Annotated in this window: 16 protein-coding genes and 1 other annotated feature; of the genes, 11 read left to right on the forward strand and 5 right to left on the reverse strand. The window is 39.6% G+C overall.

What is annotated here, in order from left to right:
- Positions 1-9: 9 nt before the first annotated feature.
- The 4 genes from hisB to hisG are packed head-to-tail and all read right to left on the reverse strand — an operon-like array spanning position 10 to position 4,406.
- Positions 10-1,080: a bifunctional histidinol-phosphatase/imidazoleglycerol-phosphate dehydratase HisB gene (gene hisB, locus BI291_RS00985; protein WP_074495555.1), complete on the reverse strand. Its 1,071-nt coding sequence runs from the start codon at positions 1,078-1,080 to the stop codon at positions 10-12.
- A gap of 2 nt (positions 1,081-1,082) precedes the next feature.
- Positions 1,083-2,195, reverse strand: a complete 1,113-nt coding sequence (hisC, locus tag BI291_RS00990) for a histidinol-phosphate transaminase (protein ID WP_074495556.1) — start codon at positions 2,193-2,195, stop codon at positions 1,083-1,085.
- Positions 2,192-3,499 carry a histidinol dehydrogenase gene (gene hisD / locus BI291_RS00995; RefSeq protein ID WP_074495557.1) on the reverse strand — a complete coding sequence of 436 codons (1,308 nt, stop codon included), beginning with the start codon at positions 3,497-3,499 and terminating at the stop codon, positions 2,192-2,194. Before hisD ends, hisC begins: the two co-directional genes overlap by 4 nt.
- A gap of 7 nt (positions 3,500-3,506) precedes the next feature.
- Positions 3,507-4,406, reverse strand: a complete 900-nt coding sequence (gene hisG / locus BI291_RS01000) for an ATP phosphoribosyltransferase (RefSeq protein ID WP_074495558.1) — start codon at positions 4,404-4,406, stop codon at positions 3,507-3,509.
- Between the two features lie 76 nt (positions 4,407-4,482).
- Positions 4,483-4,614, reverse strand: a sequence feature (His leader region).
- 271 nt (positions 4,615-4,885) lie between these two features.
- Between hisG and BI291_RS01005 the strand changes: the two genes are divergently transcribed.
- From BI291_RS01005 to fadD, 8 genes are all read left to right on the forward strand, one after another.
- Positions 4,886-5,245 carry a hypothetical protein gene (locus BI291_RS01005; protein WP_074495559.1) on the forward strand — a complete coding sequence of 120 codons (360 nt, stop codon included), beginning with the start codon at positions 4,886-4,888 and terminating at the stop codon, positions 5,243-5,245.
- A 209-nt stretch (positions 5,246-5,454) separates the two neighbouring features.
- Positions 5,455-7,383, forward strand: a complete 1,929-nt coding sequence (locus BI291_RS01010) for an ATP-dependent DNA helicase (protein WP_074495560.1) — start codon at positions 5,455-5,457, stop codon at positions 7,381-7,383.
- Positions 7,384-7,392: 9 nt separating this feature from the next.
- Positions 7,393-8,091 carry a tRNA (adenosine(37)-N6)-threonylcarbamoyltransferase complex dimerization subunit type 1 TsaB gene (tsaB, locus tag BI291_RS01015; protein ID WP_074495561.1) on the forward strand — a complete coding sequence of 233 codons (699 nt, stop codon included), beginning with the start codon at positions 7,393-7,395 and terminating at the stop codon, positions 8,089-8,091.
- 110 nt (positions 8,092-8,201) lie between these two features.
- Positions 8,202-8,498: a hypothetical protein gene (locus BI291_RS01020; protein WP_139302522.1), complete on the forward strand. Its 297-nt coding sequence runs from the start codon at positions 8,202-8,204 to the stop codon at positions 8,496-8,498.
- Between the two features lie 17 nt (positions 8,499-8,515).
- On the forward strand, positions 8,516-9,199 hold the full coding sequence (locus BI291_RS01025; protein WP_083601804.1) for a M50 family metallopeptidase: 684 nt from the start codon (positions 8,516-8,518) through the stop codon (positions 9,197-9,199).
- Between the two features lie 12 nt (positions 9,200-9,211).
- The gene (locus BI291_RS01030) at positions 9,212-9,793 is read left to right on the forward strand and encodes a Slp family lipoprotein (protein WP_074495563.1); all 582 of its coding nucleotides are present in this window, start codon (positions 9,212-9,214) and stop codon (positions 9,791-9,793) included.
- Positions 9,794-9,813: 20 nt separating this feature from the next.
- Complete coding sequence (locus BI291_RS01035) at positions 9,814-10,665, forward strand: alpha/beta fold hydrolase (RefSeq protein WP_074495564.1); 852 nt, start codon at positions 9,814-9,816, stop codon at positions 10,663-10,665.
- A gap of 205 nt (positions 10,666-10,870) precedes the next feature.
- Positions 10,871-12,526 (forward strand): long-chain-fatty-acid--CoA ligase FadD, encoded by a 1,656-nt coding sequence (gene fadD / locus BI291_RS01040; RefSeq protein WP_074495565.1) that lies wholly within the window; start codon positions 10,871-10,873, stop codon positions 12,524-12,526.
- 77 nt (positions 12,527-12,603) lie between these two features.
- Here fadD and BI291_RS01045 read toward each other — a convergent pair whose 3' ends face one another.
- Positions 12,604-13,341, reverse strand: coding sequence for a YciK family oxidoreductase (locus tag BI291_RS01045; protein WP_074495606.1), 738 nt, complete (start codon positions 13,339-13,341; stop codon positions 12,604-12,606).
- 243 nt (positions 13,342-13,584) lie between these two features.
- Here BI291_RS01045 and BI291_RS01050 point away from each other — a divergent pair, with 243 nt between their 5' ends.
- The 3 genes from BI291_RS01050 (at position 13,585) to BI291_RS01060 (ending at position 17,834) form a co-directional block, all read left to right on the forward strand.
- A complete protein-coding gene (locus tag BI291_RS01050) occupies positions 13,585-15,987 on the forward strand; it encodes a VolA/Pla-1 family phospholipase (RefSeq protein ID WP_074495566.1) in 2,403 nt (800 codons plus the stop codon).
- 109 nt (positions 15,988-16,096) lie between these two features.
- A complete protein-coding gene (gene sohB, locus BI291_RS01055) occupies positions 16,097-17,140 on the forward strand; it encodes a protease SohB (RefSeq protein ID WP_074495570.1) in 1,044 nt (347 codons plus the stop codon).
- 7 nt (positions 17,141-17,147) lie between these two features.
- Positions 17,148-17,834 (forward strand): hypothetical protein, encoded by a 687-nt coding sequence (locus tag BI291_RS01060; RefSeq protein WP_074495572.1) that lies wholly within the window; start codon positions 17,148-17,150, stop codon positions 17,832-17,834.
- Positions 17,835-17,889: the final 55 nt, after the last annotated feature.

The following is a 17,889-nucleotide window of genomic DNA, read 5'->3' on the forward strand; positions in this document are numbered from 1 at the left end:
ACTTTACCTTTATAGTGTGCCTTTTGAGCTTGGTAATACATCACCACTGACGGTAATTGCTTGGCGTAATGCCCGGCCAAATACTTTAAATAAGCTTTCGACTTGGTGATGGCAATTACCTTCAGTGGTTGATAAGTGCAAAGTAATCGCCATTGAATCTGCTAAGGAACGGAAAAAGTGTGACACCATCTGAGTCGACATTTTGCCTACATTATTTTCAGTAAATTGCGCATCAAACTCTAACCAAGGGCGGCCAGATAAATCGATAGCACATTCTGCACGGCATTCGTCCATGGGTAATACAAAACCAAAACGTCCAATACCACGTTTATCGCCTAGGGCTTGTTTAAGCGTTTGCCCAAGGGCTAACGCTGTGTCTTCTACGCTGTGGTGTTCATCAATGTGGTAGTCACCATCAACACTTACTTGCATAGAAAAACCACCGTGGGTAGCTATTTGTTCTAGCATATGATCAAAAAAGCCTAAGCCAGTATTAATTTGTACATCACCCACTTTGTCTAAATTGACCGCAACACAAATATCAGTTTCTTTCGTAGTTCGTGTCACACTCGCTTTACGTGCTTTAGTGAGCAACATCTCAGCAATATCAGACCAGTTATTGGTTTCTCTATCATATTTTATGCCTTGAATACCCATATTCGCAGCCAATTGAATATCGGTTTCTCTATCACCAATGACAAACGAATTCGTAAAATTAACTCTGCCTTGTTGTAAATAATCACTAACCAAACCTAACTTTGGTTTTCTGCAGTTGCAGTTATCTTCTTCAAAATGAGGACATAACAAAACATCATCAAAAATAACGCCTTGTGAAGAAAAGAAATCCATCATTTTGTTATGAGGTAAATCGAAATCAGCTTGTGGGTAGCTATCGGTACCTAAACCGTCTTGATTAGATACCATCACAAGGCGAAACCCTTTCTTTTGTAATGACAACAACACAGGAACAACTGCAGGCTCAAAAACGAGTTTTTCAAGTGAATCTACTTGTTTGTCGCTAATCGGCTCTTCAATTAAGGTGCCGTCTCGGTCGATAAATAAAATATTTTGTTGTGTCATGATTACTCTACTACTTCTTTTAAAACTGGTGATGAGCTGAACGCTGTTAGGGTTTGCTTTAAAACACTTAATTCTCGTTCACTTCCTATACTAATGCGTAAACAATGTTCGAGTTGCATTTGTTTAGATTGATCACGAATTAAGATGCCTTGATTCGTTAGGGTATTAAAAATGGCGTTTTTGGTTTCTTCATTAGCGCAACGAAACAAAACAAAATTGGCGTCAGAACTAAAAACTGCTTCGCACCAAGTTTGATCATTAAGCCAACTGGCTAAGGAATTTCGTTGTATGACTGTCTCTTGCACACGTACTCTTACTTGTTCCAACCCCTTATTTGATAGCACTTCTGATGCAATTTCAGCAATAGGAGCGGGAACAGGGTATGGCGCAATTACTTTACTTAATAACGTGATAATATCTGTACTTGCTAACGTAAAGCCACAGCGAAGACCAGCAAGAGCAAAGGCTTTAGACAATGTTCTCAGTACAACAACATTTGGATATTTGGCAAGTAAGTTTACCGCTGTGTTTTGCGGAGAAAATTCAATATAGGCTTCATCAACCACCACAATGGCTGTGTCTGCGAATAATTCGATGGTGCGAATGATATCGTCTTTGTTAAGTAGGTTGCCGGTTGGGTTGCCGGGTGAGCAAAGAAAAACAACCTTCACTTTTCCTACTTGTTGTTCAAGCGCGTTAACATCTAATTGCTGCTCAATTAATGGCACTTTAACAATACCAGCACCGTGATTTTCAGCACTAATGGCGTACATGCCGTAAGTTGGCGGGCAAATAAGGATATTATCTTGGTACGCACGGCAAAAAGTGCGAATAATTAATTCTATTCCTTCGTCAGCACCACGCGTTGCTAAGATGTTTTCTTTGTTAAGCCCACAGTACAGACTGTAGGCATCAATTAAATGCTTTGGCTGGAAATCAGGGTAGCGGTTAATGCAATCGCCATTGATAGAATAAATGCCAGGCCCTGAAGCTTCATTGGCATTTAACCAAATTTTTGAGTTGAACTCACCGTTGCCTGCTTCTAAACGGCGAGCAGACTGGTATGGCACCATATCAACAATTTCTTGTCGTGCTAATGTATTGATGTTTTTCATACGGTTGTTTCCTCAAGCCTGATAGTGACGGCGCGCTTATGAGCGTCTAACCCTTCTGCATCAGTCAGCTCTTTGATGCAGTCTGCTATGTTGGCTAAACCTTCTTTTGTCAGTTGTTGTACAGTAAAGCGGCGCGAAAAATCAGCTAATGACAAACTTGAAACTACTTTAGAGTAACCATAAGTAGGTAAGACGTGGTTGGTGCCACTAGCATAGTCTCCAGCAGATTCTGGTGTGTATGCACCAACAAATATTGAACCTGCATTACGCAAGGTTGTCAGCAATTGTTCGGGGTTGTCAGTTTGTATGATCAAGTGTTCAGGTCCATACAGATTCGAAACTTCACATGCTTGAGCTAAGCTTTCGGTTAATATTAATCGGCTTTGTTTTAAGGCTTCTAATGCAATGGCTTTACGTGATAGTGCCGATACCTGTTTTGTCAGTTCATTACTCACTTGTTCTATCAGTAATTTACTGTCTGATAATAAAATGACCTGGCTATCAGGGCCGTGCTCTGCTTGAGATAATAAATCAGCGGCAACAAAAGCAGGGTTTGCATGCTGATCAGCAATCACTAATACTTCTGAGGGGCCAGCTGGCATATCAATAGCAAAGCCGGCAACATGTTGTGATAGCTGCGTTTTTGCTTCAGTAACGTATTTATTTCCTGGCCCAAATATTTTATTAACCGGCGCTATTGAATCAGTACCATAGGCAAGTGCAGCACATGCTTGTGCGCCGCCAACGGCATAAATTTCATCTATCCCACATAACTTGGCAGCTGCTAACACTTCAGGAGCAATATTACCTTGTTTGTCAGGTGGGCTAACAAGCACTTTTCGATTGCAACCAGCAAGCTGTGCTGGAACACCAAGCATGAGAGCCGTAGACGGTAGCGGTGCACTGCCCGCCGGTATATAAAGTCCTACACTTTCTATGGCCTCTGTTTTTAACGTACACACAACCCCAGGTGTTGTTTCTACGGTAATATCTGAAGGTTGTTGGGCTTGATGAAACCGTTTAATTTGTTGATAAGCTGTTTCAATCGCAGCTAAACGTGTTTCATTTAATGATGCGATTGCTTGGTTAATTTGTTCGTCATTCACACGTAAACTAGTTAAGGTAACGCCATCAAAGCGCTGACAAAAATTGTAAAGCGCCTCGTCACCTTTGGCCTTTACTTCGTTAATAATATTGGCCACTTGGGTCGCAAGTAAATCACTTTCAGCAAGTGCTGGGCGCATCAGTGCATTGCGTTTTTCTTGCTTATTTAATGATGACCAATTAATAATGCGGATAGACATGATGTTACTACCCCATCATTTTTTCAATTGGCATGACTAAGATCGAGTCACAGCCGAGGTCTTTTAATCCTTCCATGGTTTCCCAGAAGAAGGTTTCTGTCGCTACTACATGCACTGCGACTAAATCGTCACGGCCCGCTAACGGAAGAATTGTTGGTGTTTCTTTTCCTGGCATAAGTGCACTGACTTGGCTAATTTTGTCTTTAGGCGCGTGTAACATAATGTATTTGCTTTCTTTCGCTTTCATCACACCTTGAATACGTGGTAATAATGTATCTAAGATACTTTGCTTGCTTGCTTCTAAAGGTGTTGCCGTTTGAATTAAAGAAGCTTTTGAGCGGAAAATTTCTTCAACTTCTTTTAAACCATTAGCTTCTAATGTTGCGCCGGTAGACACTAAATCACAAATACCGTCGGCTAAACCTACTCTTGGTGCAACTTCTACTGAGCCTTTAAGTAAACAAAACTCAATATTGATACCTTGTGAATCGGCATAACGTTGTAATAGTTGTGGGTAGGTGGTAGCGAACCGTTTGCCGTTAAGGCTTTCAACGCCTTGATAATTGAATTCTTCAGGCATGGCTATTGAAAGTCTACAGCCGCCAAAGTTTAACTGTGAGGTTTTAATATATTGAGACTTAGCACCTAAACGTTCGCGCTCTAATGCTGTTTCTTCAAGTGTGTTATCACCAACAATACCTAAATCACAAACACCATCCATTACTAACCCTGGAATATCTGAACTTCGTACGCGCATTATATCAATGGGCATATTGGCAACATGTGCAAGTAAACGTCGATCAGATACGTTAATTTTTAAGCCGCAACGTTTTAATAATGCTTGAGTATCATCACTTAAGCGACCAGATTTTTGCATCGCAATGCGTAAGCGAGTATCAGTTGTCATTGTTTCATTCCTAGTTCATTAATGTGTAAATTTAAAAGTCCAATTACCCTGTATATACAATTCGTTTGCGTTAAAAACGACAAAACCCCCGAGAGAGATGGACTCTTTCGGGGGTTTTGGTAATGACTTTTACTTTATTCCGCTGAAAGGTCCAATAGCCCCTCAGCGAATAAACCTGAGTGGCTAATTCGTATGATGGTGATGATGAATTGCGATCAGGTTTAAGTACATTTATTTCGTTCTCTTTTCTCATGGGATGTATAGCAAGTGGTAAAACATGTTACCTTGGTTACTACACAATTCAATATTAATACGTTAATTGCTTTTTACAGTACGGGTAAAAGAAGTCAAGCGCAAGTAATAAATGTGATCGTTTTATGAAAATATGGTCTAAACATGTAAACTTTGCTCTAAATAAGCCGATATATAAATTGAATGTATTTTTAACATTATTGCAAGTGTCGGATAACAGGTGAATAATGGATATTTTTACAACAGCGTTAACTAAGGTAAGACCAACGCCGATTAAACCAGACAAACTACGCGTTAAGTCACTATCTAAGCAGGCGGCGGCAAAAGCGCTTTCTGATGATATTGATCACGTGGAAGATCATCATTTATATTTTGTTAAAGATTCTCAATCTGACCAGAATTCGGCTCATACAAACGACAATACGACTGACACACATCAAGAACAAACACCACCCCAGTATGTGGTTGATGAAGTGGTAGAACCTGAAATATTGCATAAACAAGATGTGTTACATCCTAAACATTCCCAAGATAAAAACGATAAAGACGATGATGATGATAAACCGCATCTAGACATTTACGTTTAACACAGTTGTTTTGCGCTATTTATGCGAATATTACATACTCTGATATATTCATTACGTATGTTTTTTCGACAGGTAATAAACAAAGAGTGTATGCGATCTAAGGTTTACCTATATCAATACAGTATTGAGATAATATTTCCATTAATGGTGACTTCCAATTCTACGTTAGCGCTTTATAATGGGCGAAAATTTCTTCTGCCTAGTACCCTATGACACCTGTAGAACAAGCATTTTCAACTTCTGGCGTATTAGCGAAAGTGCTTAATGGTTATTCACCGCGCCAAGCTCAAATTGACATGGCAATCGAAGTTGAACTTGCGATAGAAAATCAATCAAGCTTAGTGGCGGAAGCTGGAACTGGTACAGGTAAAACCTTCGCTTATTTATTACCAGCGCTACTTTCTGAAAAAAAAGTGATTGTTTCAACGGGTACTAAAAACCTTCAAGAACAGCTTTTTCATAAAGATATTCCACTATTGCGCAAGGCAATGGCGACTAACGCGCAAATGGCTTTATTAAAAGGACGTGCAAATTATTTGTGTTTATATCGCTTAGCATTATATCAGCAAGAGCGAGGGCAGCTGGATGCTCAATCACTAGCAGACTTTGTTAAGGTTCAATCGTGGAGTACGGCAACACACACAGGGGACATTGGCGAGTTAGTTGACGTTGCTGAAGATTCACATATATTTCCTTTCGTCACCAGCACGGTTGATAATTGTTTGGCGAAAGATTGCCCTAATATTGATGACTGTTATTTAGTTAAAGCGCGTAAAAAAGCCATTGATGCTGATGTTGTGGTGGTGAATCATCATTTGTTTTTTGCCGATATGGCATTAAAAGATACAGGCTTTGGTGAACTTATCCCCAAAGCGGATGTAGTAGTATTTGACGAAGCACACCAAATACCCGATATAGCCAGTGAATACTTTGGTGATGCGTTTTCTACGCGGCAAATATTAGAGCTTTGCTCAGATGTATTACAACTTTATCGCACTGAATTTACTGACGTGAAACAGCTTGGTAAGGCCGCCGAGAAATTACAAAAAACAGCGATGGAATTTCGTTTATTATTTCCACATGATCCTGCGAGAGGCAATTGGCGAGAAAAAATTCAATTGCCTCGCATTCAACGTAGTTTTGAAAACATTAAAACTGATCTCGACTTTTTGTATCAGGTGTTAAAGCTCTGTATTTCACGTAGCGAAGCCATTGATAATTGTTTTGAACGTGCGGTAGCAACGCTTGCAAAATACGATATCATGGCAAATGTCGAACAATTTGGCATGAGTTTTTGGTATGAAACGACTCGTCGACATGTTGTACTTCACCTAACACCATTGAGTGTTGCCGATAAGTTTAGTGATTATATTAACCAGTCGGATGCAGGGTGGATTTTTACCTCTGCGACGATTGCTGTAAATGGTGGTTTTGAACATTTTACTGAGCAACTAGGTATATCTAGTGCCAATACGTTATTGGTTGACAGCCCATTTGACTATTTGCATCAATCGCAATTAATCGTACCGCGTTATTTACCTGATGCACAAAACCCTGCTAGGGCGAATGCACTGGCAGAGCTTGCTATCCCGCTAATTGAAGCGAGTAAAGGCGCGTGTTTTATGTTATTTACTAGTTATCGGATGCTAAACCTAGTGGCTGATATATTAGCTGAACGCATTGATAATTCATTATTAGTACAAGGGCAAATGAGTAAGCGAAAAATGCTCGATGAATTTATTGAAAATGAAAGTGCCGTGTTATTAGCGACAGCCAGCTTTTGGGAAGGCGTTGACGTACGTGGTGATAAACTAACCTGTGTGATCATTGATAAATTACCTTTTGCATCACCTGATGACCCTATGTTGCAAGCACGAAGCGAAGATGCACGCAGACAAGGAGGTGACCCTTTTCAAGATATTCAATTACCACAAGCCGTCATTGCTTTAAAACAAGGGGTCGGACGGTTAATTCGTGATGTATCCGATCAAGGCATCATGGTAATATGTGACGATAGATTAGTGAACCGCCCTTACGGGCAGGTTTTTTTAAGCAGTTTGCCAGATATGAAGCGTAGCCGTGATACTTACGCTGCTGAACAATTCTTGGCTAATCTGCACCAAATTAACGACCAGTAGTAAAATGTTATGTTAAATTTGATCGCAATAGATACGTCAACAGAAGGGTGTTCAGTCGCATTATCGTGGCAAGGTCAGCTCATAGAGCAATTCGAATTATGCCCACAATCTCACAGTACTATTTTGTTACCGATGATTGATGCAGCATTGAAACAAGCAGGATGTACACTCCAGCAATTAGATGGTTTGGTGTTTGGTCAAGGGCCTGGTAGCTTTACTGGGGTAAGAATTGGTATTGGTGTTGCACAAGGTTTAGCGTTTTCTGCAGAGTTGCCAGTCGTGGGTGTTTCCACCTTGCAAGCTATGGCGCAACAAGCACTTGAACAACACCAAAAAACTGAGGTTATCGCTGCTATAGATGCGAGGATGTCAGAAATATATTTATCTGCATTCCGTGCCGATGAACAAGGCATTATGCAACCGATTGTTGATGAAACGGTTATTGCGCCAAATAAAGCTGCCGACTATTTAAAGCAAGCATTTAATGCTCCCTATGGCGTAGGTACTGGTTGGCAAACCTATCAGGATATTTTGGCGCCTTTAGCGAGTAATGCCGAAAATATTGAAATTTTATTTCCTAATGCTACTGCGATGTTAACGTTGGCAGTTGAGCAATTTAAAACAGGCAAGGCAGTCTCAGCTGAACATGCACAGCCGGTATATGTGCGAGATACAGTTTCTTGGAAAAAATTGCCAGGTAGAGAATAGATTTGGCGAATAGCTGAAAATTTGTTACCTTTATAGTTATGTTAGTAAATAGTTCGACAGCTCACACGCCGCAAGTTAACCAGAACGTTAGTATTGAAAGCCCAAATAAGGTGAGTAAAGAAAGCGAACAGTTAATTCTTCGTGAACAGCAGCAAAAGTCTGCAGAGCGTGAAAACAGTAACGACCAACAACAACGATTTGATGTTGACGAACAAGCGATCGCGCTTGTTGAACAAGAACAACAACGTTTGTCGGCGCAAAATGAACCTACGACTTCTAATGAGCAGGCACAATACGATCAACCTTCGCAACGCCATCAAGTTGCAGTGTCTGCTTATCAAGCAATTAATAATCAACAGCAACAAGAGATTATTTCCAAATCTTTTGGCGTTGACTTATACGCTTAAAATAAAGAGCTACTTTATTGACCCACGATAAATCTTCCATATCCAACGTGAGTTTTTTTCAACGTTATCAACTTGTGTTTGTTTTTTTAATCGCTTTTTTTGTGGTTGAAATACCTTTTATTTCTATTCCCCTAAAATGGTTTGAAAGTTATTTTCATGAACTTAGCCATGGCTTAGCTGCTTTGATTACGGGCGGCAGTATTGTCAGTATTCAACTTAATATTGATGGGTCAGGGTTGTGTACCACCCAAGGTGGTAGTCGTTTACTGATTAGTTTTATGGGCTATGCCGGAGCAAGCTTATTCGGGTATGGCTTAGTAAGAGTATCAACCATGCACCAAACGGTTACAAAAGTCTTTATTGGCGCATTATCTTTTGTGATCGCAACGAGTTTAGTCTTATGGGCAAAAGATATATTAACAATAGGGATCATTCTGTTTTTACTTATGTTTGTTACGTTAAAATTGTTTTATTTTAAAAAAGCGTATTTACCTTTCTTATTTCAACTCACGGGTGCTACAGTGGTACTTAACAGCATAAAAAGCCCATTGTATTTATTTGATGGTCGCTCGTTAGGCGATGGAGCAACCCTAGCTCAACTTACTTTTATGCCTGAGTTTGTTTGGGTGGTGATTTGGTGCGCTCTTGGTATGATGACCGCCTATTTATTGATAAAATCGCACTTATCTCGGCAGTATTAAATGGAGAATATTATGACAATTCGAATTATTGCATTTAGTTTATTAACCTTGTTAACAACTGCTTGTGTCCATGTACCTGAAAAGCTTTCAGTCGCAGACAATGCCTCTTTAACGAACTTTGAGCAAGCTAAAAGCCAAACGAATAGTTTAAAAGGCTCTACTGTCAGATGGGGCGGTGTTATTGCAAAAGTGAATAATGAAGCTGATCGAACCGTAATCGAAGTTGTACATTTTGATTTGAAGAGATCAACGCGGCCGAAAGTAAAAGACGAAACGAAAGGGCGCTTCAAAGTTATCTATTCTGGTTTATTAGATCCTGTCATTTATAAAGAAGGTCGTAGTATTACTGCCATTGGTCGTTTAGGTGATGTTACCGAAGGAAAGATAGGCGAGCATAAATATCAATATCCAACGTTACAAGCAGACTACGTTCATTTATGGAAAGAAATAAAACAAGTGGATGTTCGTGTTGAACATTATCCGCATTGGTACACACCTTCGCGATGGTATTACTCGAACCCATACTTACATAGACCTATTTACCGTCGAGTGAATAGTCCTGCTAAGCCAACTACAAGTACTAAAAATAAATAAGCCTGAGTGATTTTACGGCGATGAACAGCGAATTTACCGCGAAAATAAGCCGTGATCATATAGCTGGGCTTGCTTCTGGCGCTGAGCATGAAAAGCCGATATTGTTTTTGCATGGTTGGTTAGACAACGCAGCAAGTTTTTTACCGTTAATGCAGTGGTTACCTAAATACTACATTGTCGCCATTGATTGGCCGGGACATGGACATTCAAGCCATCGAGGCGAAGATGCACATTACCATTTTTTAGACTATGTTTATGATTTAGTACTTTTATTTGAACAGCAGGGTTGGGGGAAAGTGGATATTGTTGGCCATTCCATGGGAGGAATGATTGCTCAAGCTTTTGCTGCATCGTTCCCAGAAAATGTTGCGAGCTTAACACTAATTGATGCAATAGGGTTTATTACTGAGGAACCAGAGAATACCTCCCAACAACTAAGAAATGGCTTACTCAGTCGATTTAAGTCCCGACATAAAAGTAAATCAGTTCACCCGACAATAGAGTCAGCGATAAATGCGAGAATCGCGGTTTCTGATTTAAACGTAGAATGTGCATCACTCATTGTTAATCGTGGTTTAAAAAAACTAGAGAAAGGCTATACGTGGCAGGCCGATAGTAAATTGAGGAATACTTCTCCTTATCGGTTGACTCAAGCTCAAGCAACTAATCTAGTGAATAATATTGATTGTCCGGTACAGCTTATTTACGGTGATAAAGGTTTAGACTTTGTTGCGCGCGCAATTAACATTTTTAAACCATACTTTAAAAAGTTAACTATTTATCAACTAAGTGGTGGTCACCATGTTCACATGGAGTTGCCGAAAAAAACAGCGAGTCTGATTGACGAATTTATTAAAAAACCGATGAATTAGTAAAAACTGTCGTTCATAGGTGAATTTTTGTCAAAAGTAATAGACATTAGACCAGTATTACAGTAAAACTTGCTGATTCAAACAAGTGTTTTAAAACTCACTGGCCCACATCTCTGATAAATATAACATCAAAAAAGAGATTGATTAAAAAATAATTAACGACAGAGGCTTGTGTTAATGTTGCGTGCAAGAGAGGAGATGCATAGTGCAAAAAGTATGGCTTGAGAAAAGTTATCCGCCCGGAGTATCTCATGAAATAGATCCGGACAAATACAGCTCGTTAGTCGAGATGTTTGATAAATACGTAGGTATATACGCAAATCGTGCTGCCTTTATCAACATGGGAGCAGAAATTACCTATGCTGAGCTAGAAGAACAAGCTAAAGCATTCGCTGCATACTGCCAGCAAGAACTTGGGCTTAAAAAAGGTGATAGATTCGCCATTATGGTACCTAATTGTTTGCAATATCCTGTAGCGCTTTTCGGTGCATTACTTGCCGGACTAACCGTGGTTAATGTAAACCCACTGTATACAGCTCGAGAGTTGGAACACCAACTTAACGATTCTGGTGCAAAAGGTATGTTAATTATTGAAAATTTTGCCCATACACTTGAGCAAATTATTGATAAAACTCAAGTGCAACACGTGGTGATGACATCATTAGGCGATCGTTTAGGTCTGATTAAAGGAACTATTGTAAACGCGGTTGTTAAGTATGTTAAAAAAATGGTACCCGCATTTAATTTAAAGGGTACGATACGTTTTAATACAGTGTTATCTAAAGGACGTAATCTACCTTTTACACCCGTGCTATTAAAAGGGGAAGATTTAGCGTTTTTACAATACACAGGTGGCACAACAGGCCTTTCTAAAGGTGCAATGCTAACGCACAGAAATATGGTGGCTAATTTAGAACAAGCAAAAGCAGTAATTAAGCCTCAATTAGAAGAAGGTAAAGAGCTAGTGGTTACCGCGTTACCGCTTTATCATATCTTTGCGCTTACCGCGAACTGCTTAACGTTTTTAACGCTTGGCGGCACCAACTTATTGATCACAAATCCTAGAGACATGCCTGGGTTTGTTAAAGAGTTACAAAAGTACCAATTTACTGCGATAACAGGGGTGAATACGTTATTCAATGGGTTACTTAACACACCAGGTTTTGCAGATTTAGATTTTAGCTATTTAAAAGTGTCACTGGGTGGTGGTATGGCGGTACAACGCCCTGTTGCTGAAAAGTGGGAAAAAGTCACCAAAACTCGCTTATTAGAAGGGTACGGCTTAACTGAGTGTGCGCCATTGGTGACGCTTAGTCCATATAATCAAGCACATTATAATGGCAGCATTGGCTTACCTGCACCTTCAACTGATATTAAAATTATTAAAGATGACGGCACAGAAGCAGGAATTGGTGAAGCTGGCGAAATGTGTGTTAAAGGGCCACAAGTAATGGCGGGGTATTATAACCGTCAAGAAGCGACCGATGAAATATTAAAGGATGGCTGGTTAGCTACTGGCGATATTGCAACAATGGATGAAAATGGTTTTTTTAAAATTGTTGATCGTAAAAAGGACATGATTATTGTGTCAGGCTTTAATGTTTTTCCAAACGAAATTGAAGAAATTGCTGTTTCGCATGAAGGAATACTAGAAGCTGCTGCTATTGGCGTTCCTCACGAAGTTTGTGGAGAAGAGGTGAAGTTATTTGTTGTGTTAAAAGATACTTCTTTAACCAAAGAAGATATTATAAAACACTGTAAAAGTGCATTAACAAATTACAAAGTGCCCAAACAGGTAGAAATAAGGCAAGAGTTACCAAAAACTAATGTGGGGAAAATTCTTCGAAGAGAGCTACGTTAATGCTATAAATTCATAAAAATGCCGAGCATTGCTCGGCATTTTTATATCTAACAAAATAAAGATTAATGAGTCTGTTATTATTGCGCTTTAATAATTTGACCGGTAATTGATTGACTATCATCAGCCATTAAGTAGACGTAAAGAGGCATAATATCTTCTGCTGATGCCAATGCTGATTGATCTTCTGCTGGATATGCTGTTGCTCGCATCGGGGTTGCTGTAGCGCCAGGATTAATGGCATTTACCCGTAAGCTTGTTTCATCATATTCATCGGCAATAACCTGCGTTAACCCTTCTGTGGCAAATTTTGATACACTGTAGGCTCCCCAATAAGCGCGACCTTTACTACCTACACTTGAAGTGGTAAATGCTAAAGATGCATTATCTGCTTTTAATAAAGTAGGGATCAACGCTTGTGCTAATAAATGCTGCGCTGTGATATTAACCTGAACAATATCATCCCAAATTTGCTGATGAATATGGGTGTAGGGTGTTAATTCACCTAACATCGATGCATTGAGCAAAGCACCATCTAGCCGACCAAACTGTTGTGCGATGGTGTTTGACATATCAATATAGTGCTGCTGGGTTGCACCCTTTAAATCTAAAGGGATAATAGCGGGTTCTGCACCATTATTGGCCAGTATTTCATCGTAAACTTGCTCTAGTTTACTCACTGTTTTTCCAAGCAAAATAACAGTTGCGCCCAAGTTAGCGTATGTTAATGCTGCTTGGCGCCCAATACCGCTTCCTGCACCGGTGATCAAAATAATTTTATTTTTTAAGCAATTGTCTTTTATCGTGTAATCGAACATGGTGATTGTAAAATTGCGAATATGAATGGTTATTTTACTGATTGACATCGCCTCTGACGAGGAAAAGTTAAGCAAACAAGCATTGTTTTACTAAAATTTACGGAATTTATGAAAAAAGCGCTAGCGAAAAGGCTATTCTTGAGTTAAGTTTAACTGGTCTAACTTGTTAAACTTGACTGAGTCTTATTAATAAAAATAAGCACTAATTACAATTATAAAAAGACTCGTCTATGGGGAGAAAAAATGAAGAAGCTAGTACTGAGTCTCGCAATTGCAAGCACCCTTGGCTTGGCAGCCTGTGATAGCGAAACCGTAAAAGATGTTAAAAAAGATGTAGCAAGCGAAGCGCCTGCTGTTATTACGCCAGCACGTATTGTATTTGATCCTGCCTCTGGTATTGAGGGGCTTTCCGTACCTAATGATTTGATTTTTTCAGGTTCTATAGATGGTACATTAGAAATTCCTGTAGAAGATCCTACAGACGGTTCTGATCCTTTTGTTGCAGCAAGCGCATTAGATGGTTGGTCAACTGTTAACCCATTTGTGATCAATATTGATATGCCAGAAGGGCGTATGCTTGACGGTGATAGTGTTTTTAATCCGTCTTCTGTACGTGTTTTTGAAGCCATTATGGGGGGCGATACAACAGATGCTGATTGTGCCGCAGTTGAGCGTGGTTTAGCTTGTAAAATCGTTGAAGAACTAACGTACCTAGAAGATTTTGTGACGCAAAAGTCAGGAAATTCAGTGGCCTTTGTTCCACTGAAGCCGTTAAAAGGCAAAACTACTTATGTTTTTGCTTTAACAAATAGTTTACAAGACAGTGATGGTAATGCCATTGCAGGCTCTACAACCTATGAACTGGCAAGACAAGATATTAATGAAAAACCATTAGGTAGTGAATCACAATTAGTTCTTCAAGCTGCGGTTAATAGTTATGAAAAAGCCGTTGTTTCTGCTGGTGTGCCAAGCGATGAAATTATTTACACTATGGCGATGACCACTCAGTCAACCACTGATGTGATGTTTACCTTGAAAAGCTTGATGGCGAATAACCTTCAACAAGGTGTATATCCGTCAATTGCCATGACAGATACAGGAATGTCGGTTGCTGATGTACTTGCTAACCAAATTCCACCAGAAGCTGTACCATTATATTCTGCCGCTAACTACATGAAAGGTAGTATCACCTTGCCGTATTATTCAGGTATACCAACGGCCGATAACCCGATGGCACCAGCGAACACTTGGTGGACTGCATTATGTGATTCTGCGGCCATGTTAGCCGGCCTTGCTGCGCAAAACCCTGCGGCTATTCCAACTGAGCCTGTAAGCCCAACAGACGCACAATGTATGGCAATATCTCAAGCAAGTGGCGTACCTGCACCAGGATTACGCGATTTAGGTATTGATACCGAGCGTAACTTGACCAAATTTAACCCTGTACCAAAAGTGAATGCAATGTTGCCACTTGAAGTACAGATGACAACGCCTGATTTAGCTTGGGTGAACCCTGTGCGAGCTAGTATGGGCATGGATCCTATTTCTGAACCTGCCGAAGGTTGGCCAGTTGTGATACTACAACACGGCATCACGACACAAAAAGAAGTGATGTTGAATCTAACAGGTATGTTAGCAGTTAATGGTTTAGCGACCGTAGCAATAGATTACCCTATTCATGGTACGCGCGGGTTTAATCTTGATGGTGCGCCTGGCGATGAAATTAATGCTACTACGGTAAGTGCGCTACATTATATGAACTTAGGTAGTATGTTAACAATGCGTGATAATACTCGCCAGAGCGCTATAGACCTACTTGGAGTTCGTTTAGGACTTAACTTCTTTGGTGGCGTAGACAGTAATGGTAATGCGATTAATATCAATAGTAATGAAGTACATTTCCTTGGGCATTCATTAGGGGCAATTTATGGTATCAATGCTGTAACTCTTGCCAATACACCTTTAGCGCCTACTTTTGACCCCTTGTTAAAAATAACCTCTAATATATTAGCGATGCCAGGTTTAATGCTCGCTAACTTTGGTATTGAATCACCAGCATTTGAAGGCTTAGCAAAGTCAAATTTAGCGTATAGTGCATCGGAAGATTTTAAAAACTTCGTTGATATGAGCTTTCCTACTGGTTATACCCAAGATCAATTAACGGCAACTTATGAACAGTTTTATGCAGGCTTAACAGCGGCTCAAAAAGCTGAACTTGACGCTGTATTTGCGCAATTTACCTTAATCGCACAAACAGTAACAGACTCAGGCGACCCAGTTAATTATGTGCAACAACTTGCAGCTACAGGTACACCAACATTATTGTTTGAAATTGTTGGTAATGGTATGGATAACTTACCAGATCAAGTGGTAACCAATACGGCACCGTTTACGCCATTAGGTGGCACTGAACCTGCCATTGCATTATTAGGTTTACCAGGGGTTAGTGAAACAACTCAAGGGTCAGGTGCTGTAAGGTTTTTATATGGTCACCATGGTTCACTTTTAGATCCAAGACCTAATGCTGCATCACCAGATGCAGAAAAAAGTGCAGCAGTAATGACTGAAATGCAAAAACAGTTGATTAGTTTCATTTTAAGTAAAGGCCAAATGGTACAGGTTGGAAATACTGACCTTGTGAAATAATACGACCCTTTCATTATTCAAAAAAGCCTCAACGTATAGTGTTGGGGCTTTTTTTATTGAATATTATCCCCATTTACTTGTTAGAAGAACCATATATAGGGAGTATCCTTTGGAATTTATATACGATTATGGATTGTTTTTAGCGAAAACCATTACTTTTGTTTTAGCGTTCGCTGGTATTGTTGCCATTATTGCAGCTTCTGCGATGAAGCAAGCTCAGAAGCGAGGCGAGTTAGAGGTTACTGATATTTCAGAACAATTAAAAGAAGTGGAAGAAGAAGTTACTCATCACTTACTCAGCAAAGAAGCGCTAAAAGAAAAAGAAAAGCAAAACAAAAAAAACGCAAAGTTAAAAGCAAAAGAAGCGAAAAAATCACAGTCTGATAGTGAAGAGTCAACAAAGCCTCGCTTGTTTGTCATTGATTTTAAGGGCAGTATTGATGCGAAAGAAGTGTCAGCATTACGTGAAGAAATAACTGCTGTGTTGATGGTTGCTACAGAGCGAGATGAGGTGTTAGTAACCTTGGAGAGTGGTGGCGGTATGGCACATTGTTATGGTTTAGCAGCATCACAGCTAGCTAGAATTAAACAAGCCAACATACCGTTAACGATTTCAGTCGATAAAGTGGCTGCCAGTGGTGGTTATATGATGGCATGCGTTGCAGATAAAATAGTGAGTGCGCCTTTCGCGATTCTTGGCTCTATAGGTGTTATCGCTCAAATACCTAATTTTAATAAAGTATTAAAGAAAAATGATGTTGATTTTGAACAGTTAACTGCGGGCGAATATAAACGCACACTTACCATGTTTGGTGAAAATACCGATAAAGGCAGAGAAAAGTTTAAAGAAGAGCTTGAAGAAATGCATGAGCTCTTTAAAGAACATATTACTGAGCATCGCCCAACGTTAGATGTAGAAAGTGTCGCAACAGGAGAAACATGGTTGGGTAAAAAAGCGATCACCGTGAATTTAATCGATGAACTGATCACCAGTGATGATTATATTTATCAGGCGAATCAAAATCGTAAAGTGATCGGCATAAAATACGCGGTTAAAAAAGGTTTAGCAGAAAAGTTATCTAAAGCAGCGTCATTATCAATAGATAATGCGATTAGTAAGCTTTGGCAACACAATCGTATTTTTCCTAGTTAATTAAATAATGGAAGCAAACTTTTGGCATAAATGCTGGGAGCGTAATACCCTAGGATTTCATCAGGTAGAGTATCATCCTTTACTTGAGCGGGTTGTATTGCCTGAACTATTAAAGGATGAGTGTTCAACAAAACAACACGTAGGTGTCTGGCCTAACAAACGTGTACTTGTGCCTTTATCTGGTAAATCAGATGATATGATCTGGTTTGCTGAATACGCCAATGTAGTAGGCTCAGAATTAAGTAAAATTGCTTGCCAAGATTTTTTCAAAGAAAAGCAACTTAATATCCAGCCTAAGCGTGACGGTGATTTTTTTGTTTATCGCCATGAAAATATCAGTTTATGGCAAGGTGATTTTTTCTCATTAACCACAGACTTAGTAGGTGAGTTTGATTGGATATATGATAGAGCCGCACTCATTGCATTACCTGAAACTATGCAGCAGTCTTATGTTAATCAACTAAAGAGTTTCATAAACCCTCACACCACGTTATTTTTATTAACGTTAGAATTCCCTACTGATGAAATGTCTGGTCCGCCTTTCCCTGTTGATGAGCTGAGAGTCTCTGAGTTGTTTTCTGATCACAGTGTTACTTGTTTACATGCACAAACATTACCAGATAAACGCTTTGCTCAGCGTGTGTTTGACGTTAGTCATTTAGTGGAAAAGCTTTATTTGATCACGCAAAGCTAACTAGAATATAAAAGGGGTCAGGTACAATTAAGTTTAATTGTACCTGACCCCTTTT

The organism is Thalassotalea sp. PP2-459 (assembly GCF_001913705.1).
GTDB lineage: Bacteria > Pseudomonadota > Gammaproteobacteria > Enterobacterales > Alteromonadaceae > Thalassotalea_C > Thalassotalea_C hakodatensis.